Source organism: Borreliella americana (genome assembly GCF_032595795.2).
GTDB lineage: Bacteria > Spirochaetota > Spirochaetia > Borreliales > Borreliaceae > Borreliella > Borreliella americana.
Genome location: NZ_CP132449.1, coordinates 142,105 through 157,784, shown reverse-complemented (window position 1 = coordinate 157,784; position 15,680 = coordinate 142,105). Strand labels below are relative to the sequence as shown.

13 protein-coding genes are annotated in these 15,680 nt (G+C 29.9%); 9 read left to right on the top strand and 4 right to left on the bottom strand.

Annotated elements, in window-relative coordinates; translation table 11 throughout:
* A complete protein-coding gene (locus QIA00_RS00750) occupies nucleotides 1-1,137 on the bottom strand; it encodes an LIC_12708 family protein (RefSeq protein ID WP_316256911.1) in 1,137 nt (378 codons plus the stop codon).
* A 61-nt stretch (nucleotides 1,138-1,198) separates the two neighbouring features.
* Here QIA00_RS00750 and secA point away from each other — a divergent pair, with 61 nt between their 5' ends.
* Entirely contained in the window at nucleotides 1,199-3,898 is a 2,700-nt protein-coding gene (gene secA, locus QIA00_RS00745) for a preprotein translocase subunit SecA (protein WP_316256909.1), read from the top strand.
* Nucleotides 3,899-3,911: 13 nt separating this feature from the next.
* A complete protein-coding gene (locus QIA00_RS00740) occupies nucleotides 3,912-4,523 on the top strand; it encodes a superoxide dismutase (protein WP_316256908.1) in 612 nt (203 codons plus the stop codon).
* A gap of 63 nt (nucleotides 4,524-4,586) precedes the next feature.
* On the opposite strand, the gene nagB is transcribed toward QIA00_RS00740, so the two are convergent.
* Complete coding sequence (gene nagB / locus QIA00_RS00735) at nucleotides 4,587-5,393, bottom strand: glucosamine-6-phosphate deaminase (RefSeq protein ID WP_316256907.1); 807 nt, start codon at nucleotides 5,391-5,393, stop codon at nucleotides 4,587-4,589.
* 26 nt (nucleotides 5,394-5,419) lie between these two features.
* Nucleotides 5,420-6,625 (bottom strand): N-acetylglucosamine-6-phosphate deacetylase, encoded by a 1,206-nt coding sequence (gene nagA / locus QIA00_RS00730; protein WP_316256906.1) that lies wholly within the window; start codon nucleotides 6,623-6,625, stop codon nucleotides 5,420-5,422.
* 178 nt (nucleotides 6,626-6,803) lie between these two features.
* On the opposite strand from nagA, the gene fliD reads away from it, so the two are divergent.
* The 5 genes from fliD (at nucleotide 6,804) to QIA00_RS00705 (ending at nucleotide 13,060) form a co-directional block, all read left to right on the top strand.
* Nucleotides 6,804-8,801: a flagellar filament capping protein FliD gene (gene fliD, locus QIA00_RS00725; RefSeq protein WP_316256904.1), complete on the top strand. Its 1,998-nt coding sequence runs from the start codon at nucleotides 6,804-6,806 to the stop codon at nucleotides 8,799-8,801.
* Nucleotides 8,802-8,927: 126 nt separating this feature from the next.
* Nucleotides 8,928-9,938 carry a flagellin FlaB gene (flaB, locus tag QIA00_RS00720; RefSeq protein WP_316256902.1) on the top strand — a complete coding sequence of 337 codons (1,011 nt, stop codon included), beginning with the start codon at nucleotides 8,928-8,930 and terminating at the stop codon, nucleotides 9,936-9,938.
* Nucleotides 9,939-10,089: 151 nt separating this feature from the next.
* Complete coding sequence (locus tag QIA00_RS00715) at nucleotides 10,090-11,208, top strand: glycine betaine/L-proline ABC transporter ATP-binding protein (protein WP_316256901.1); 1,119 nt, start codon at nucleotides 10,090-10,092, stop codon at nucleotides 11,206-11,208.
* A gap of 6 nt (nucleotides 11,209-11,214) precedes the next feature.
* Complete coding sequence (locus QIA00_RS00710; protein ID WP_301426961.1) at nucleotides 11,215-12,114, top strand: ABC transporter permease; 900 nt, start codon at nucleotides 11,215-11,217, stop codon at nucleotides 12,112-12,114.
* Between the two features lie 70 nt (nucleotides 12,115-12,184).
* Nucleotides 12,185-13,060, top strand: coding sequence for a glycine betaine ABC transporter substrate-binding protein (locus tag QIA00_RS00705; protein ID WP_316256899.1), 876 nt, complete (start codon nucleotides 12,185-12,187; stop codon nucleotides 13,058-13,060).
* Here the strand turns inward: QIA00_RS00705 and yidD are convergent.
* Complete coding sequence (yidD, locus tag QIA00_RS00700) at nucleotides 13,049-13,339, bottom strand: membrane protein insertion efficiency factor YidD (protein ID WP_316256898.1); 291 nt, start codon at nucleotides 13,337-13,339, stop codon at nucleotides 13,049-13,051. The genes QIA00_RS00705 and yidD overlap by 12 nt on opposite strands.
* 138 nt (nucleotides 13,340-13,477) lie before the next feature.
* Between yidD and QIA00_RS00695 the strand changes: the two genes are divergently transcribed.
* Both QIA00_RS00695 and QIA00_RS00690 read left to right on the top strand, forming a co-directional pair.
* Nucleotides 13,478-14,713: a TolC family protein gene (locus QIA00_RS00695; protein WP_316256897.1), complete on the top strand. Its 1,236-nt coding sequence runs from the start codon at nucleotides 13,478-13,480 to the stop codon at nucleotides 14,711-14,713.
* 11 nt (nucleotides 14,714-14,724) lie between these two features.
* Nucleotides 14,725-15,678, top strand: coding sequence for an efflux RND transporter periplasmic adaptor subunit (locus QIA00_RS00690; protein WP_316256896.1), 954 nt, complete (start codon nucleotides 14,725-14,727; stop codon nucleotides 15,676-15,678).
* Nucleotides 15,679-15,680 lie beyond the last annotated feature (2 nt).

Sequence of the window (15,680 nt, the reverse complement as noted above, 5' to 3'; positions counted from 1 at the left end):
TTATAATTTTAATAATGCATTTAAATTCCACCAGTAAACACTAACACCGGTTTTTCCGGCATAAAGTATGCTAAGTATTCCATCTTTAGATAAACTCTCAGAGAGAAACATTAAATTTGGAGGCTCAATTAAAGCTATTTGTTCTTTAATTAAACCTTTGTTGTCTAATTTCCATATTAAATTGTTAGATAAATTTTTCATATTAGTGGATGCTATTATTTTGTCTTTTTGTATTTTAATAATGTTTATGAAGCTTTCTTGTTTATCATCTAGTAAGTTTTTGGGAAGATCAATTTTAGTTATCACTTCCAATTCTTTGTTTTTTTTCAAACTCATTTTATAGATATATTGATCTTTAATTTTAATTCCAAGGTCGTTTATATTTTCATTGTCGCCAATGTTTTCATAGTAAGTAGTTTTTACATAAAGAATTTTTTTATTAACTTCAAAAAAAACCTTATCTATTGAAATGTTGTATTTTTTCTTTTGATTGTCTATCGTTTTTAGCAGGTTTTTGTTAACGTAAATTTTATAAAGAGGGAAAAATTCTTTATTGTAAGAATATATTATGTATCCTTTGCTATATATTGATATTATTGCAATGTTGCCATTTTCATCAACATTAACATCATAAATTTGTGGAAATGGTGTTCCGTTTAAACCTTCTTGACCTAAAATTTCTACAGTCGAGTTTTTGTTTAGTATTAATATTCTCATGAAGTAGGCAATATTCTCTTTTTGGTTGAATTTTGATTTTTTATTATTTAGTTTGTCTGCGACAATAATGAAATCTTTTAATGGATATATTGCTTGAATTCCTTCAAAATCTATTTTTTTTATTTTTAAATCTGGGTTTGTTTTAAATATTCCATTTTGATATGTTTGTATTAGTTTTCCGTATGAGTTGAAAATCATTAATTTATTTGTTTTTATTTCTGCAATGTACACTAGCCCGTTATACGTTTTGATGTCAAATTTTGAATTTGTGAATTTGTTATTAAGAGGCATTATTGCGCCAGGAAGTGTTCCAAATGGTATTTTGAATTGTTCTTCTCCTAGTTCGTTTAAAGTTTTAGTATTACATGATATAATTGCAAAAAGCAGGCTTAATATAAGAGCTTTATAGTGTTTTTTCATATTTTTATATTATTATTTAAAATGACTTTAAGTCAATTATTTAGGAGAATTAATACCTATCATGTTAAAAGCAGTACTTGAGACAACTATTGGCTCAAAAAGTATAAGAGATTTAAAAGATTATCTTCCAACTTTAAGAAATATTAATAAGCTTGAGCGTTGGGCATTGTTGTTGGCAGATGAAGATTTTTCAAAGGAGACAGAAAAGCTTAAAGATGAATTAAAATCGGGTAATTCTTTAGATAATATTTTAGAGCGAGCCTTTACTCTGTCCAGAGAAGCTGCCAGAAGGCGTCTTAAAGAAAGGCCTTATGATGTGCAAATCATTGCGGGGCTTGCTCTTCACAAGGGCAAAATAATAGAGATGAAAACAGGAGAAGGAAAAACTCTCTCCTCAGTTCAAGCAGCGTATTTAAATAGTTTGACAGGAGATGGAGTTATTATTGTTACTGTTAATGACTATCTTGCGGAGCGTGATTCTAATTGGATGAAGCCAGTTTTTGATCTCTTGGGTGTTAGCGTGGGGGTTGTTCTATCTAATATGGATTATGAGCTAAGAAAGGCTCAGTATGCTAAAGACATTACTTATGTTACAAATAATGAGCTTGGATTTGATTATTTAAGAGATAATATGCGTTATGATCTTAATGAAAAATCCTTAAGAAAGTTTAATTATTGTATTATTGATGAAATTGATTCTATTTTGATCGATGAGGCAAGAACCCCGTTAATTATTTCAGGGCCTACTGAAGGCAACATCAATGCTTATCTTGAAGTTAATTCTCTTGTATCTTTTTTAAAAGAATGCTCCAAGGATCCCAAAACAGGTGATTATCCTTTAGAAATAGATGACCTTGATGGTGATTATACTGTTGATGAAAAATCTAAAAGAATTTCTTTTACTGCCAAGGGACTTAATAATCTTGAGCAGCTTTTAGTTTCTAAGGGCATTATTAGTGGATCTATGTATACTGATTCAAATTTTAATTATGTTCATTATATGACTCAAGCCTTAAAAGCACATTTGCTTTTTTTGAAAGATAGAGAATATATTGTTGGTGATTCTGGGGTTGAGATTGTAGATGAATTTACCGGGAGAGTTTTAACAGGGCGAAGATATTCAGACGGACTTCATCAAGCTATTGAGGCTAAAGAAGGAGTTAGAGTTGCTAATGAAAATAAGACTATGGCAACTATTACTTTTCAAAATCTATTTAGAATGTTTGATAAGATTTCTGGTATGACAGGTACAGCTGATACAGAAGCTAAGGAATTTCACAAAATATATAATCTTGATGTAGTTGTAGTTCCAACAAACAGATTGTTAGCTCGAATAGATGAAGATGATACTATTTATTATACGGAAGAATTTAAATTTAATGCGATTACAGATGAGGTTTATAAAACTTACAAAAAGGGTCAACCGGTTTTAGTAGGAACCGCTTCTATTGAAAAATCTGAGATTTTATCAGCCATGTTTAAAAGTAGGGGGATTAAGCATGAAGTTCTTAATGCGAAAAATCATTCTCGAGAAGCATTTATTATTGCTGAAGCTGGAGCAAAATATGCGGTTACAATAGCAACAAATATGGCTGGTCGTGGTACGGATATTAAACTTGGGGGAAATATTGAGCACAGAGTTAGAAAAAAAATCGGAACTAATGTAAGCCTTGAAGAATTTCAAGAGGCTGTTAAAAATGAGAGAGAAAACTACCTGAAAGACTATAATGAGGTTAAAAGTCTTGGTGGGCTTTATGTTATTGGTAGTGAACGTCACGAATCAAGGCGAATAGATAATCAACTTCGTGGGCGTAGCGGAAGGCAAGGTGATCCTGGGCGTTCAAGATTTTATGTGTCACTTGAGGACGATTTAATGCGTCTTTTTGCTGGAGACAACCTAAGATCATTAATGGGTAAGCTTGGAATGGCAACAGGAGAGCCTATTACACATTCTCTTTTAACTAAATCTTTGATTAATGCTCAAAAACGAGTAGAAGACAGAAATTTTGAAATTAGAAAGCATTTATTAGAGTATGACGATGTTATTACAAAACACAGAGATTTTATTTATGCCCAGAGAAACTCTATTCTTGAAGATACAGCCATTAAGGATCGTATTCTTGTTGCTTTAGAAGAATATCTTAGTTTTTTACTTGAAGGGACAAAAGGTAATACAGTTTCAAATGTTTTTTTAAATGAAGTAAATTCAATTTTTGCTTATATGCTTGAGAGTATTGGCTCTATTGAAAATATTAATTCTCTTGATTTAAAGGCTAAATTAATGCAAATAGCAAAGGCAAATTTAGATGAAAAAGAAAATTTGATTGGTAGGGATCTTTTTAATGGATTTTTAAGATATGAATATTTGAAAAATATTGATTTTAAATTTCAAGAACATCTTGCAAATTTAGACTCTTTAAGAGAGGCTGTTTATTTAAGGTCTTATGCTAATAAAAATCCAATTACAGAATATAAAGAAGAGGGATTTTCAATATTTAGCGAACTTATTAAAGATATTAAAGTTTCTACCATAAGGCGTGTTCTTCAGTTAAAATTAGATAGCAATTCTTCCGATTTTAAATCAACAAAGAAGTCTAGAAATGTTAAACCAATTCATAAAGAACTTTCTGGAATTGTTATTAATGAGGGTAAAAACGTTTCTAATATTCAAGTGGTTAGAAGTTCTCCTAAAATAGGTAGAAATGAGCCTTGTTATTGTGGAAGTGGGAAGAAATATAAAAATTGTCACGGCAAAAGTTAAAATAGGGGGTTTTATGTTTAAGCTGCCAGAACTTGGTTATGATTATGATGCTGTTGAGCCTTATATTGATGCTAAAACTATGGAAATTCATCATAGCAAGCACCATAATGGTTTTGTAATGAATTTGAATTCCATTTTGGAAAAAGTGGAGAAAATTCATTTAACAGATGTGTCAAGCATACTAAAAAATATTCATGATTTTCCAGAAGAATTTCAAACTTTAATACGAAATAATGCTGGAGGCTATTCTAACCATACTTTATATTTTAGAACTTTAAGGCCAGGAAACAAGGACAATCTTTTTGAAAAGTTTAAAGATGATATTAATACAGCTTTTGGAAGCCTAGATGTTCTTAAGGCTAATTTAAAAGATACTGCGATGAAAATTTTTGGAAGTGGTTGGGCTTGGCTAGTATTGTGCCCTGATAGCGGACTTAAGGTTATTTCAATGCCTAATCAAGACAGTCCTTTAATGAAGTCTTATAAACCAATTTTAGGTATTGATGTTTGGGAGCATGCCTATTATCTTAAATATCAAAATAGAAGAATTGAATATGTTGATGCATTTTTTAAGGCTTTGAATTGGGAAGAAGTTTCAAAAATTTACAATGAAGCTAACAATTAGCCTTTATTTTTAGAAAGAGTTTACTATGAATAATAGTATTTTACTTTAAAATTTTAATTTAATTTATTTTAAATCATTATTAAAGTTTTCTCTTTCTATGTCATTAAAGTATTCTACTGTTCCAACTTTTAATTCGTAAGTTGCATTTTTGTCAGACACTATGATTGCATTTTTATGTAATTGAAGTGCGCTAATTGTCCACATATGATTAATACCTTTTTCAATAGCGTGCTTTAATGCTCTTGCTTTGCTATGTCCATTTACTATTATTAAAATTTCTTGTGAATCCATAATTGTTCCAACCCCAACAGTTAGCGCGCTTTTGGGAACTTTGTTCAGATTGCCTTCAAAAAATCTTGAATTAGCAATGATTGTATCTTGGGTTAAAGTTTTAATTCTTGTTCTTGATGTTAAGGAGGACCCCGGTTCGTTAAAAGCAATGTGACCATCAGGTCCGATTCCACCTACAAAAAGCATGATTCCCCCGAAGGATTTGATTTTCTTTTCATACTCTTCACATTCTTTTTTAAGATCTAAAGCATTTCCATTTAGTATATTTATGTTTTCTTTTTTGATATCAATGTGAGAAAAAAAAATTTTCCACATAAATGAATGGTAACTTTGAGGATGATTTTTTTCAATTCCTATATATTCATCCATGTTAAAAGTTATGACATTTTGAAATGAAATTTTTTTATCTTTATTTAATTCAATTAAATTTTTATACATACCAATTGGAGAACTTCCTGTTGGAAGTCCAAGGATAAATGGCTTTTCTTTTGTTGGAGAAAATTCTTTAATTTTTTGTGCTACGTGATTGGCTGCCCACTTTGATATGTCTTCATATGTAGGTCTGATTATTAATCTCATTACTATTTCCTTAAAATGGTTTAAATTTATAGATTGTTAAAAATTATTTTAGATTCTATCATTGTTAACTTTAGATTAAAATCTTTATCTAAGACATTGATGTTTGCATCATATCCGTGACATATTAATCCCTTTTTATCAATATTTAGGATTCTTGTTGGATTGTAGGAGCTTGCTTGAACAGCATCGCTTAAACTGTATCCGAATTCTATTAAGTTTTTAAGACCTTGTATCATTGTGAGTGTTGATCCAGCTATTGTGTTGTTTTTTACGTTATGGAATAATCCATCTTCTGCAATATAAACTTCGTCTCCGTTTGCGATTAGTTTTCCACAAGCCTGATAATTTGGAGTAAGTCCGTCAGTTACAAGGACTATTTTACTTATATCTTTAAGTTTTCTAAGCATTAAAACTAATTTTGGATGTATATGGTGGCCATCTGCAATAATTTCACAAGAAACATCGCCGTGTATTAACACTGCTCCTATTGCATTTGGATTTCTGTGATCAAGTTTTGACATTGCGTTGAAAAAATGGGTTGTGTGAAGTATTCCGACCTGAAATCCTTCTATCATATTTTCATATGTTGCATTTGTGTGTCCTGCTTGAAGGTTTATATTGTTTTCAAGGCAAAATATTGCAAGATCTCTCATGCCCTTAAGCTCAGGAGCAACGGTCATTGTACTTATATGTGTTTTTCTTTTGCCGTTTGATCCTGTAAATACTCCACCAGCTGCATCTATTAATTTTTGCATAACTTCAATGCTGGGTTCATGAAGATGAGAAACAGGATGGGCTCCATTTTTTTCAGGAGAAAAAAATGGTCCTTCAAGGTGAAGTCCTAAAATTTTAGCTCCCTTTTCTTTGCCAATTGCTGCTGTGCAAGCTTTTATTGCTTCAATCATTTCATCTATTGGTCTTGGATAAAGAGTTGGCAAAAATCCTACTACACCGTATTGTGCTAGATGTTCTGACATTTTAAGTATTGATTCTGTTGAACACTGATCTGTCCCATGACCGTGAAATCCATGAATATGATTGTCGTAAAGTCCGGGAGTTATATAATTGCCTTTTGTATCAATCATTTGGTATTCTTCAAGATCCATTTTTTTAAGCCTATCAGACGTTACAATATCAAAAATTTTATTATCCTTAATTAGAACTGCTGAATTATCTATTTTATCGTTTCCAGTTAAAACGGATTTTGAGTTGAATAAGCAAAAATTTGGCATTTTTATGCTCCTTTTAATTTATTTTACTATAAACATTAAATTTTTTTAAAGTTTTTACTTTTTATGTTTTTTATTTTAAATTGGTTTAGATACTTGAATTTTATGTTTTTTGTTTATTGCATATTATATTTTATTTTCAATTTTATTAATGATATAATTTATCCCGGAGGGCATTATTTTGGCATCAGGATTTTTTGTTCCTGGACTTGAGAGTAAATACAATACCAAAGAAATTCGTGAATCCATGCTTAAGTCCGATAAAGCTAAAATCGATTCTTCTTTTAAGAAACTTGAATCTTTAGAACAAGAGAAAAGTGCCTGGCAGCTAATTAATAGAAAAATTTCTACTTTAAATTCTCTTGCAAAAGAACTTACATCGCTTAACAGTCCTTTTAATCTAATGTCAGGAAATTCTAGTAATAGCGAAGTCTTAACCTTGTCTACTAGATATGGAGCTAAGAATGAGACTCACAAATTAATTGTTGATCAAATAGCATCAGCCGATGTGTTTTTGTCTTCAAATTTTGATCCTAAAAAAGTTACAATCCCAGAGGGGGATTATATATTTTTAGTTGGCAAGAAAGAAATTAATGTAAAAAGTAATGGTAATATTGATTTACTTGTGAGGGATATTAATAACAAGGGAAAGGGCTTTTTATCTGCAAAAATAGTAAAAAGTGATAAAAATGGGAATAGTCGTTTTGTTTTACAATCTTTAAAGGAAGGTAAAGAAAATAAACTTGTTATAAAAGGGGAAGGATTGTCTTTTGCTAAGCAAATTGGAATTTTAAGTGAACTTAAAACCAATTTTAACCCTAATCTTTCAGATATTGTTGCAAATCAATCTAGCAGTAACAATAAACTTTCTTTTGAGAATAATAGCCTTGTTTTGAATCCGCTTTCAGAAGTATCAATTGAAATTCCTGAAGATATTGAAATTACATCTAGGAGTAAAATTAAATTTAAAGTTAAGTATTTTGATACAGGCTTAGAAGAGCCTGATAGCAAGATTATTTTTAATCCCGGGGGGGCTACGTTTAAGGATGCAAAAGTTGAGAGTGAAGATAGTGTAGTTGATCTTGGATCTGATTTAAAAACTCCTTTGGAAAAAAAATATATTCAAATGAATATGGTTAAAATATGTGGCAAGGAAGGTTCTTTAGAGCTTCCTTTAATAAATATTTCAAATAATTTTGAAGAAGTTGAAGTTGATGTTGGAGTTCTTTCTAATCTAGAAGAAATAAATATTGAAAATAAAGCAAATAATAAAGTAATTGTGATTAGCAATGTTGAAATTTTTGATCCAAAAAATAGAGATGGGCATTTGCCAATAAATGCTAAAAGTTTTGCTGAAAATGCAAAAATTAAATTTGATGGAGTAGATGTTGAGAGAGATTCAAATGTTATAAATGATTTAGTTCCAAATGTGACATTAAGTTTAAAAAAAGCCTCAAGTGATATGGTTGAGGCTAAAATTGAACCTGATTATGAAGGGATTAAGAGGGTTCTTTTAGATTTTATTGGTGCTTACAATGAAGTTCTTGCTGAGATTAATATTGTAAGCTCTAATGAAGATCAACCCAATAATCAAAAGTCTAATATAATTGAAGAGCTGACTTATCTTAGTGATTCTCAAAAAGAAGAGGCTTATAAAAATTTAGGTATTTTAAGATCTGAATTTTTATTAAAAAATCTTAAGTCCAGATTAGAATCAATAATTTTTAAGCCTTATGTTACTAGTGACCCTAATTTTTCAATAATTAATCAGATGGGAGTTTTTACTAATTCCATTTCTTCTTCTGGAGGACTTTCTAGATATTTAAGACTTGATGAGAAAAAGTTTGATGAATCGATTCGTAATAATATCGATAATGTTAGAGAACTTTTTTTATTTGATCTTAATGGTGACAGAGTATATGATAATGGAATTGCTAAAATGCTAGGAGATTGTCTGGGGCCTCTTGTAGCTTCTGGAGGAGTTATTTATAATAAAATAAAAAATTATGACTTGAAAATTTTTAATCAAAAAAATAAAGTTGAAGATTATAAAAAGAAGTACGAAGACAGAGAGAGAAAAGTGGAAGGTGAGCTTAATACCCTGGATTTTACCGTTAAGCGCATGAAAGATCAGGAAAATACATTAAGGGCTTTTGATTTTAATCAAAGAAATAAATAATAACAATTATTTTTAATGCTATTGCCGTTTGCGTTTCTTTTTTTTAAATTTTTGTGCTATTCTTTTTAACAGGCAAAAGGATTTGCCAAAAATAAATAACTAAATTTTATCATGGAGGAATGATATATGATTATAAATCATAATACATCAGCTATTAATGCTTCAAGAAATAATGGTATTAATGCTGCTAATCTTAGTAAAACTCAAGAAAAGCTTTCTAGTGGGTACAGAATTAATCGAGCTTCTGATGATGCTGCTGGCATGGGAGTTTCTGGTAAGATTAATGCTCAAATAAGAGGTTTGTCACAAGCTTCTAGAAATACTTCAAAGGCTATCAATTTTATTCAGACAACAGAAGGTAATTTGAATGAAGTAGAAAAAGTCTTAGTAAGAATGAAAGAATTAGCAGTTCAATCAGGTAATGGTACATATTCAGATGCAGACAGAGGTTCTATACAAATTGAAATAGAGCAACTTACAGACGAAATTAATAGAATTGCTGATCAAGCTCAATATAACCAAATGCACATGTTATCAAACAAATCTGCTTCTCAAAATGTAAGAACAGCTGAAGAGCTTGGAATGCAACCTGCAAAAATTAACACTCCAGCATCACTTTCAGGGTCTCAAGCTTCTTGGACTTTAAGAGTTCATGTTGGAGCAAACCAAGATGAAGCTATTGCTGTAAATATTTATGCGGCTAATGTTGCAAATCTTTTCTCTGGTGAGGGAGCTCAAACTGCTCAGGCTGCACCTGTTCAAGAAGGTGTTCAACAGGAAGGAGCTCAACAGCCAGCACCTGCTACAGCACCTTCTCAGGGCGGAGTTAATTCTCCTGTTAATGTTACAACTACAGTTGATGCTAATACATCACTTGCTAAAATAGAAAATGCTATTAGAATGATAAGTGATCAAAGGGCAAATTTAGGTGCTTTCCAAAATAGACTTGAATCTATCAAGGATAGTACTGATTATGCAATTGAAAATCTAAAAGCATCTTATGCTCAAATAAAAGATGCTACAATGACAGATGAGGTTGTAGCTGCTACAACTAATAGTATTTTAACACAATCCGCAATGGCAATGATTGCGCAGGCTAATCAAGTTCCCCAATATGTTTTGTCATTGCTTAGATAAAATTCTAATTTAATTGGTACAAATTATTAACAAAAGATCCTTTAAAGGATCTTTTGTTTTTTTATTTTGGATCGGTAAAAATTTAATAATTTTAGTATAATTTATAATGATGTGTTATAAAGTATAATGCAGGCTTATTGAGGAGTTTGCTTTGAGTAGGGTTGCTGTTAAAATTAAAGATTGTTATAAAGTATTTTCGTATTATGTTGACAAAAAGCGGATAAGTCAAGCTATAAAAGACTATGAAGATGGCAAAGATAGAATGCAAATCTACAAAGAATCTTCTATTTTTATTGCAAATGCTAATATTAATCTTGATGTTTATGAAAATGAAATTTTAGTTATTATGGGTATGTCGGGCTGTGGCAAGTCTACTTTAGTCAGGTGTTTAAATGGTATTCATAAAATAGATTCAGGGTCTATTTTGGTAAATAATATGGAAATGAATGCTATAAATCGCAAAGATCTTTCTAATTTAAGAAAAGATAAATTTGCAATGGTTTTTCAAAACTTTGGACTTTTTCCTCATATGAATGTATTGAGAAACGTTACTTATGGACTTGAGGTCAAACGTATTCCTAGGAAGATCAGAGAAGAGCGCGCTATTGAGGTATTAAATCTTGTGGGGCTTGAAGATTCAAAATATAAGTATATTAATGAACTTTCTGGAGGAATGAAGCAAAGAGTTGGAATAGCAAGAGCATTAGTGGTTAATCCAGATATTCTTTTAATGGATGAAGCTTTTTCGGCACTTGATCCTTTAATTAAGGGAGAAATGCAAGAAGAACTTTTAAGGTTGGTGGCCAAACTTAAAAAAACAGTTGTGTTTATTACTCATGATTTAAATGAAGCTTTTAAATTGGGACATAGAATTGCTTTTATGAGAGATGGAAAAATTATTCAGGTTGGTAAACCTTTGGAAATTTTAGCCAATCCTAATACAGATTTTATATCTGATTTTATTAAAAATTTACCTGTTTTAAATATTTTAAAAATAAAAGATATTTTAAAGGATGATTTTGATTTAAACTCTGGTAGTGATAATGGTTTAAATGTTATTATTAAGTGTAAAGGTGAAAATTTTAGTTTGTATGACAAAGTTCTTAATAAAAGGTATGATAATCTTGTATCTTTAGATTTAGATCTAAATGATGAGATAAAAAAAATTGTTGAATATTTGAATAAGCAAGATTATTTAATAATAAAAGAAAAGGGAACTATTGCCGGGTATATTAGTTTAAATGAAATCTCTTATTTATTATCAAGATAGGAATTTATGAATAAAGATTTTTTTATATTAAAAATAGATAATTTTTTTGATTTTTTGGTTGATAATTTTTCAATTTCTGAAGGGGTAGGTTTTTCTAAAAGTATAATTTTTTTATATGAAAATTTGAAAAATTTATTTCTTTTTGTTAATCCAATTCTTTTTATTTTGACCGTATGTTTACTGAGTTTTGTTTTCTTAAAAAAGAGATTAATATTTTTAATTTCACCCGGATTCTTTTTTATTTTGTATTTTAATCTTTGGGAAGCTTCAATGGATACAATAGCTATAATATTTGTTTCTGTATTAGTCTCTGTTATTTTAGGAATTCCTATAGGTATTTTGGGTGGATATTTCCCAAGGTTTTATGTTTTTTTAAAACCTATTCTAGATTTAATGCAAGCCATGCCTCCTTTTATTTATTTGATTCCCGCTATTCCTTTTTTTGGAATGGGTACAGCTTCTGCTATTTTTGCTACAATAGTTTTTGCTATGCCCCCTGTTATTAGATATACAAGGCTGGGAATTGTTCAAGTTTCAGATGAAGTAATAGAAGCCGCCAAGTCCTTTGGTAGTAGTAATTTGCGCATTCTTTTTCAAGTTCAGCTTCCTCTTTCTCTTCAGAGTATAATTGAAGGCATTAATCAGTCAATAATGATGGCTATATCTATGATAGTAATTGCTGCAATGGTTGGATCGTCTGGTTTGGGCAGAACTGTGATCTACTCTATAGAAAGATTAAATTTTGGTGAGGGTTTAATATCTGGATTAGCAGTTGTTATTATAGCTATTATTTTAGATAGGATTATGCAATCTATCTTTATTAAATTTAGCTATTTAAACACAGATCATTATGGTGGAAAGAGAGAAAATAAATTTAAAAGATTTTTAGAAATATATAATAAATAAGCGGATAGTATTTTATGTCTAAATTGTTTATTGAGTTTTGTAGATTACTTTATGAAATGGAGATTTCTTTATGAATAAATTATTCATTATTTTTTGTATTTTTCTTACTTTTTTGTCTTGTGATGAAAAAAAGAGTTCAAAGAATTTAAAATCGGTAAAAATTGGATATGTGAATTGGGGTGGAGAAACGGCAGCTACAAATGTATTAAAGGTTGTTTTTGAGAAAATGGGCTACAATGCAGAAATATTTTCAGTTACTACATCTATAATGTATCAATACTTAGCATCTGGAAAGGTAGATGGTACGGTATCTTCTTGGGTTCCCACAGCCGATAAATTTTATTATGAAAAACTGAAAACAAAGTTTGTTGATCTTGGTGCAAATTACGAAGGAACCATTCAGGGTTTTGTGGTGCCAAGTTATGTTCCAATTTCTAGCATTAGTGAGCTTAAGGGTAAGGGCGCCAAGTTTAAAAACAAAATGATTGGCATAGATGCTGGTGCGGGAACTCAGATTGTTACAGAACAAGCGCTTGATTATTATGGATTAAGTAAAGAGTATGAGCTAGTTCCTTCAAGCGAGAGCGTTATGCTTGCAAGTTTGGATTCTTCAATAAAGAGAAACGAATGGATTTTAGTTCCTTTATGGAAGCCCCATTGGGCTTTTTCTAGGTATGATATTAAGTTTCTTGATGATCCTGATTTAATTATGGGGGGAATTGAGAGCGTGCATACTCTTGTTAGACTTGGTCTTGAAAATGATGATTTTGATGCATATTATGTTTTTGATCATTTTTATTGGAGCGATGATTTAATATTGCCCTTAATGGATAAAAATGATAAAGAGCCAGGCAAAGAATACCGCAATGCAGTTGAATTTGTTGAAAAGAATAAAGAGATTGTAAAGACGTGGGTTCCAGAAAAATATAAGACCTTATTTGATTAATCTTTTTTTAAATTCTTTTAAGGATTCTAAAATAGGGTTGTATTTAGGGATAAAATCTTTTCCTCCTTTGAATAATGCATTACATCTTATTATTCTTAGTGTCATTAATATTAAGGCCGTTAAAAAATTGTATTTTTTAAGGCATTCGATTGAATATTTTGAGCAAGTAGGTTTGTATATGCATTGCAGCCCAAATATTTTAGAGAAAGTGTTTTGATAAATTTTTATTAAAAAAATAAGAGTATAATTTAAGATAAATAAAATTTTAAAAATGTTCATACTTGGAATTATATTATATTATAATAAACATTATAATAATTAATCAAATGAATTGAAATATTAGTTAATTTTTATAACTTTAAGGTTTTGATTTTAAATATAAGGGGGCTTCAAATTAAAAAAATTTTTTTAATTTTTATGACCGTCTCTTTTTCTTTTGCTGAAATTATCAAAATATCACCCAAACAAGCTGTAAATATGGCCTTAGAAAATAGCTTGGATTCAAAAAATGCTTTTTACAAAGAAAATATAAAAAAACTTTATAAAAATAATGCGTGGAATGTTTTTGTTCCAAATGTTAACCTTAGTTCTACACTTAGTAGAAATTCTTCTGTGCTGAGTGAACTTGAGAGAGATTATTGGGGTTTTGGGTTTGGAGTTGGGATTAGTCTTTCTTTGTCCCCCTCTGTTTTAAAGAGAATGCAACTTGTTATGTTGGAGTATGAAAGTGCAAAAATAGAAAGGGAGGGTGCTGTTCGCAATATCAAGCTAAATGTTCTCAAGTCTTACAATCAATTGATAGCTTTAAAGAGCACTTTGAAGGTTTTTGAGAGTCAAATACAAAATAGTAAACTTAAATTTGAACAAGCTAGAATTGCTTATAATAATGGACTAATATCAGAAATAGATTTTCTTGATGCGCAGCTTAAGTATAAAAAATCTCAACCAGATTTGGATGGTCAGATTATTAATTTTGAAAAATCAAAAGAAATTTTCAAATTATTAATAGGATTAGATCCGGATCAAGATTTTGAAATTATTGGCGAATTGCCAGACGAAACAATAGATTTTTCTTTATTTAATGAGGCATTAAATTTTAATGAATCATTAGAAATTAAGGATTTAAATATGCGCTTAAAAATGACCGAACAGCTTATTGGTTCGCTTTGGTTAGATACATATTTGCCAAGCCTTTCTTTGTCATTTTCTTACTCTCCTTATAAATCATTTCATGAAAATTCTAAGGGTTTTTCAACTGGATTTTTAGCATCCTTTAGTTTAAATTATGGTTTAACTGAATTATTTCCATTTTCAAAGAGTTTTACAAAAATACAAGATAACAACTATCAGCTAAAAATATTACAAAACAATGTTGAAGGTAAAATTAGGAATTTAAAATCTAGTATTGTGCAAAAAAGAAAGGACATTAGAAGATATAAAGCAATTCTTGATGCTTCTAAAATTAATGTGGAATTAGCGAATAAAAATTATCAAATGGCGTTTAATGCTTTTAATTCCGGGGTCATGGATCTTTCTAAATTGAATGATATTGAACTTGTTTATAAGCAGAGCGATTTGAAATTTATTGAAGATAAATTAAATTATGCCAATTCTATACTTGAATATAAAAATTTAATAAATTCATTAGACTAAGAGGTATTTTGATGAATTTGATTTTTAATATTAACTTTTATTTAAAAAGATATTTTTTAGTTTTATTCTTAGTCTTGGTTGCTTGTGTGAATAAGAACAAGCTAGATGACAAAAATATTAATAAGGAGAAAGAAAGTCCTTATAGATTTCCAGTAATTGCTATGAAGGTTAAAAAGGGAATCTTGAGTGATTATTTGTCTTTAAATGGAGATGTAGATACAAAAGTTAAGGCAGATATTTTTCCAGATGCTGTGGGCAAAATAACTTCTTTGAGAATAAAGCTTGGAGCCTATGTTCAACAGGGACAAATAGTTGCAATTCTTGATCCTTCAAGGCCTGGTTCTGTATATTTGAAAAGTCCTGTAAGAGCTCCAATATCAGGATATATTTTAAATATTACAAAAAAAATTGGTGAAACAGTTAATCCTCAATCCAACATAGCAGTAGTAGGAAGGATAGATACAAAGCAAATTTTAACCTATGTGTCTGAGAAATACATTTCAAATATTAAAGTTGGAAATGATGCTATTATTGAGGTTGGTGCTTATCCTAATGAAAAGTTTAAAGCTAAAGTTTCAGAAATATCTCCCATTTTAGATTCTAAAAGTCGAACTATCGAAGTATATCTTACCCCTATTGGCAGTAATTTGGATAAACTTATTATTGGGATGTTTTCTAAAATTAAACTTATTACTAAGCGATTTAAAGATGTAATTAAGATTCCAAGAGAGGCTGTTGTTGAGAGAGAGGGCAAGAAATTTGTATTTAAGCTTGATTTAGAGAGCAAGAGTGTTCAAATGTTACCCATTACAGTACTTTTTGAAATAGACAACATTGTAGCTCTTTCGGGTGAGGTTGAAGAGAATGATTTAATTGTAGTAGAAGGTATGTCTGCTCTTTCTAATGGAACTCTAATAAATTTGGTAGATACTAAAGAAGGTCTTTCAGTCGAAAGCAATATTTAATT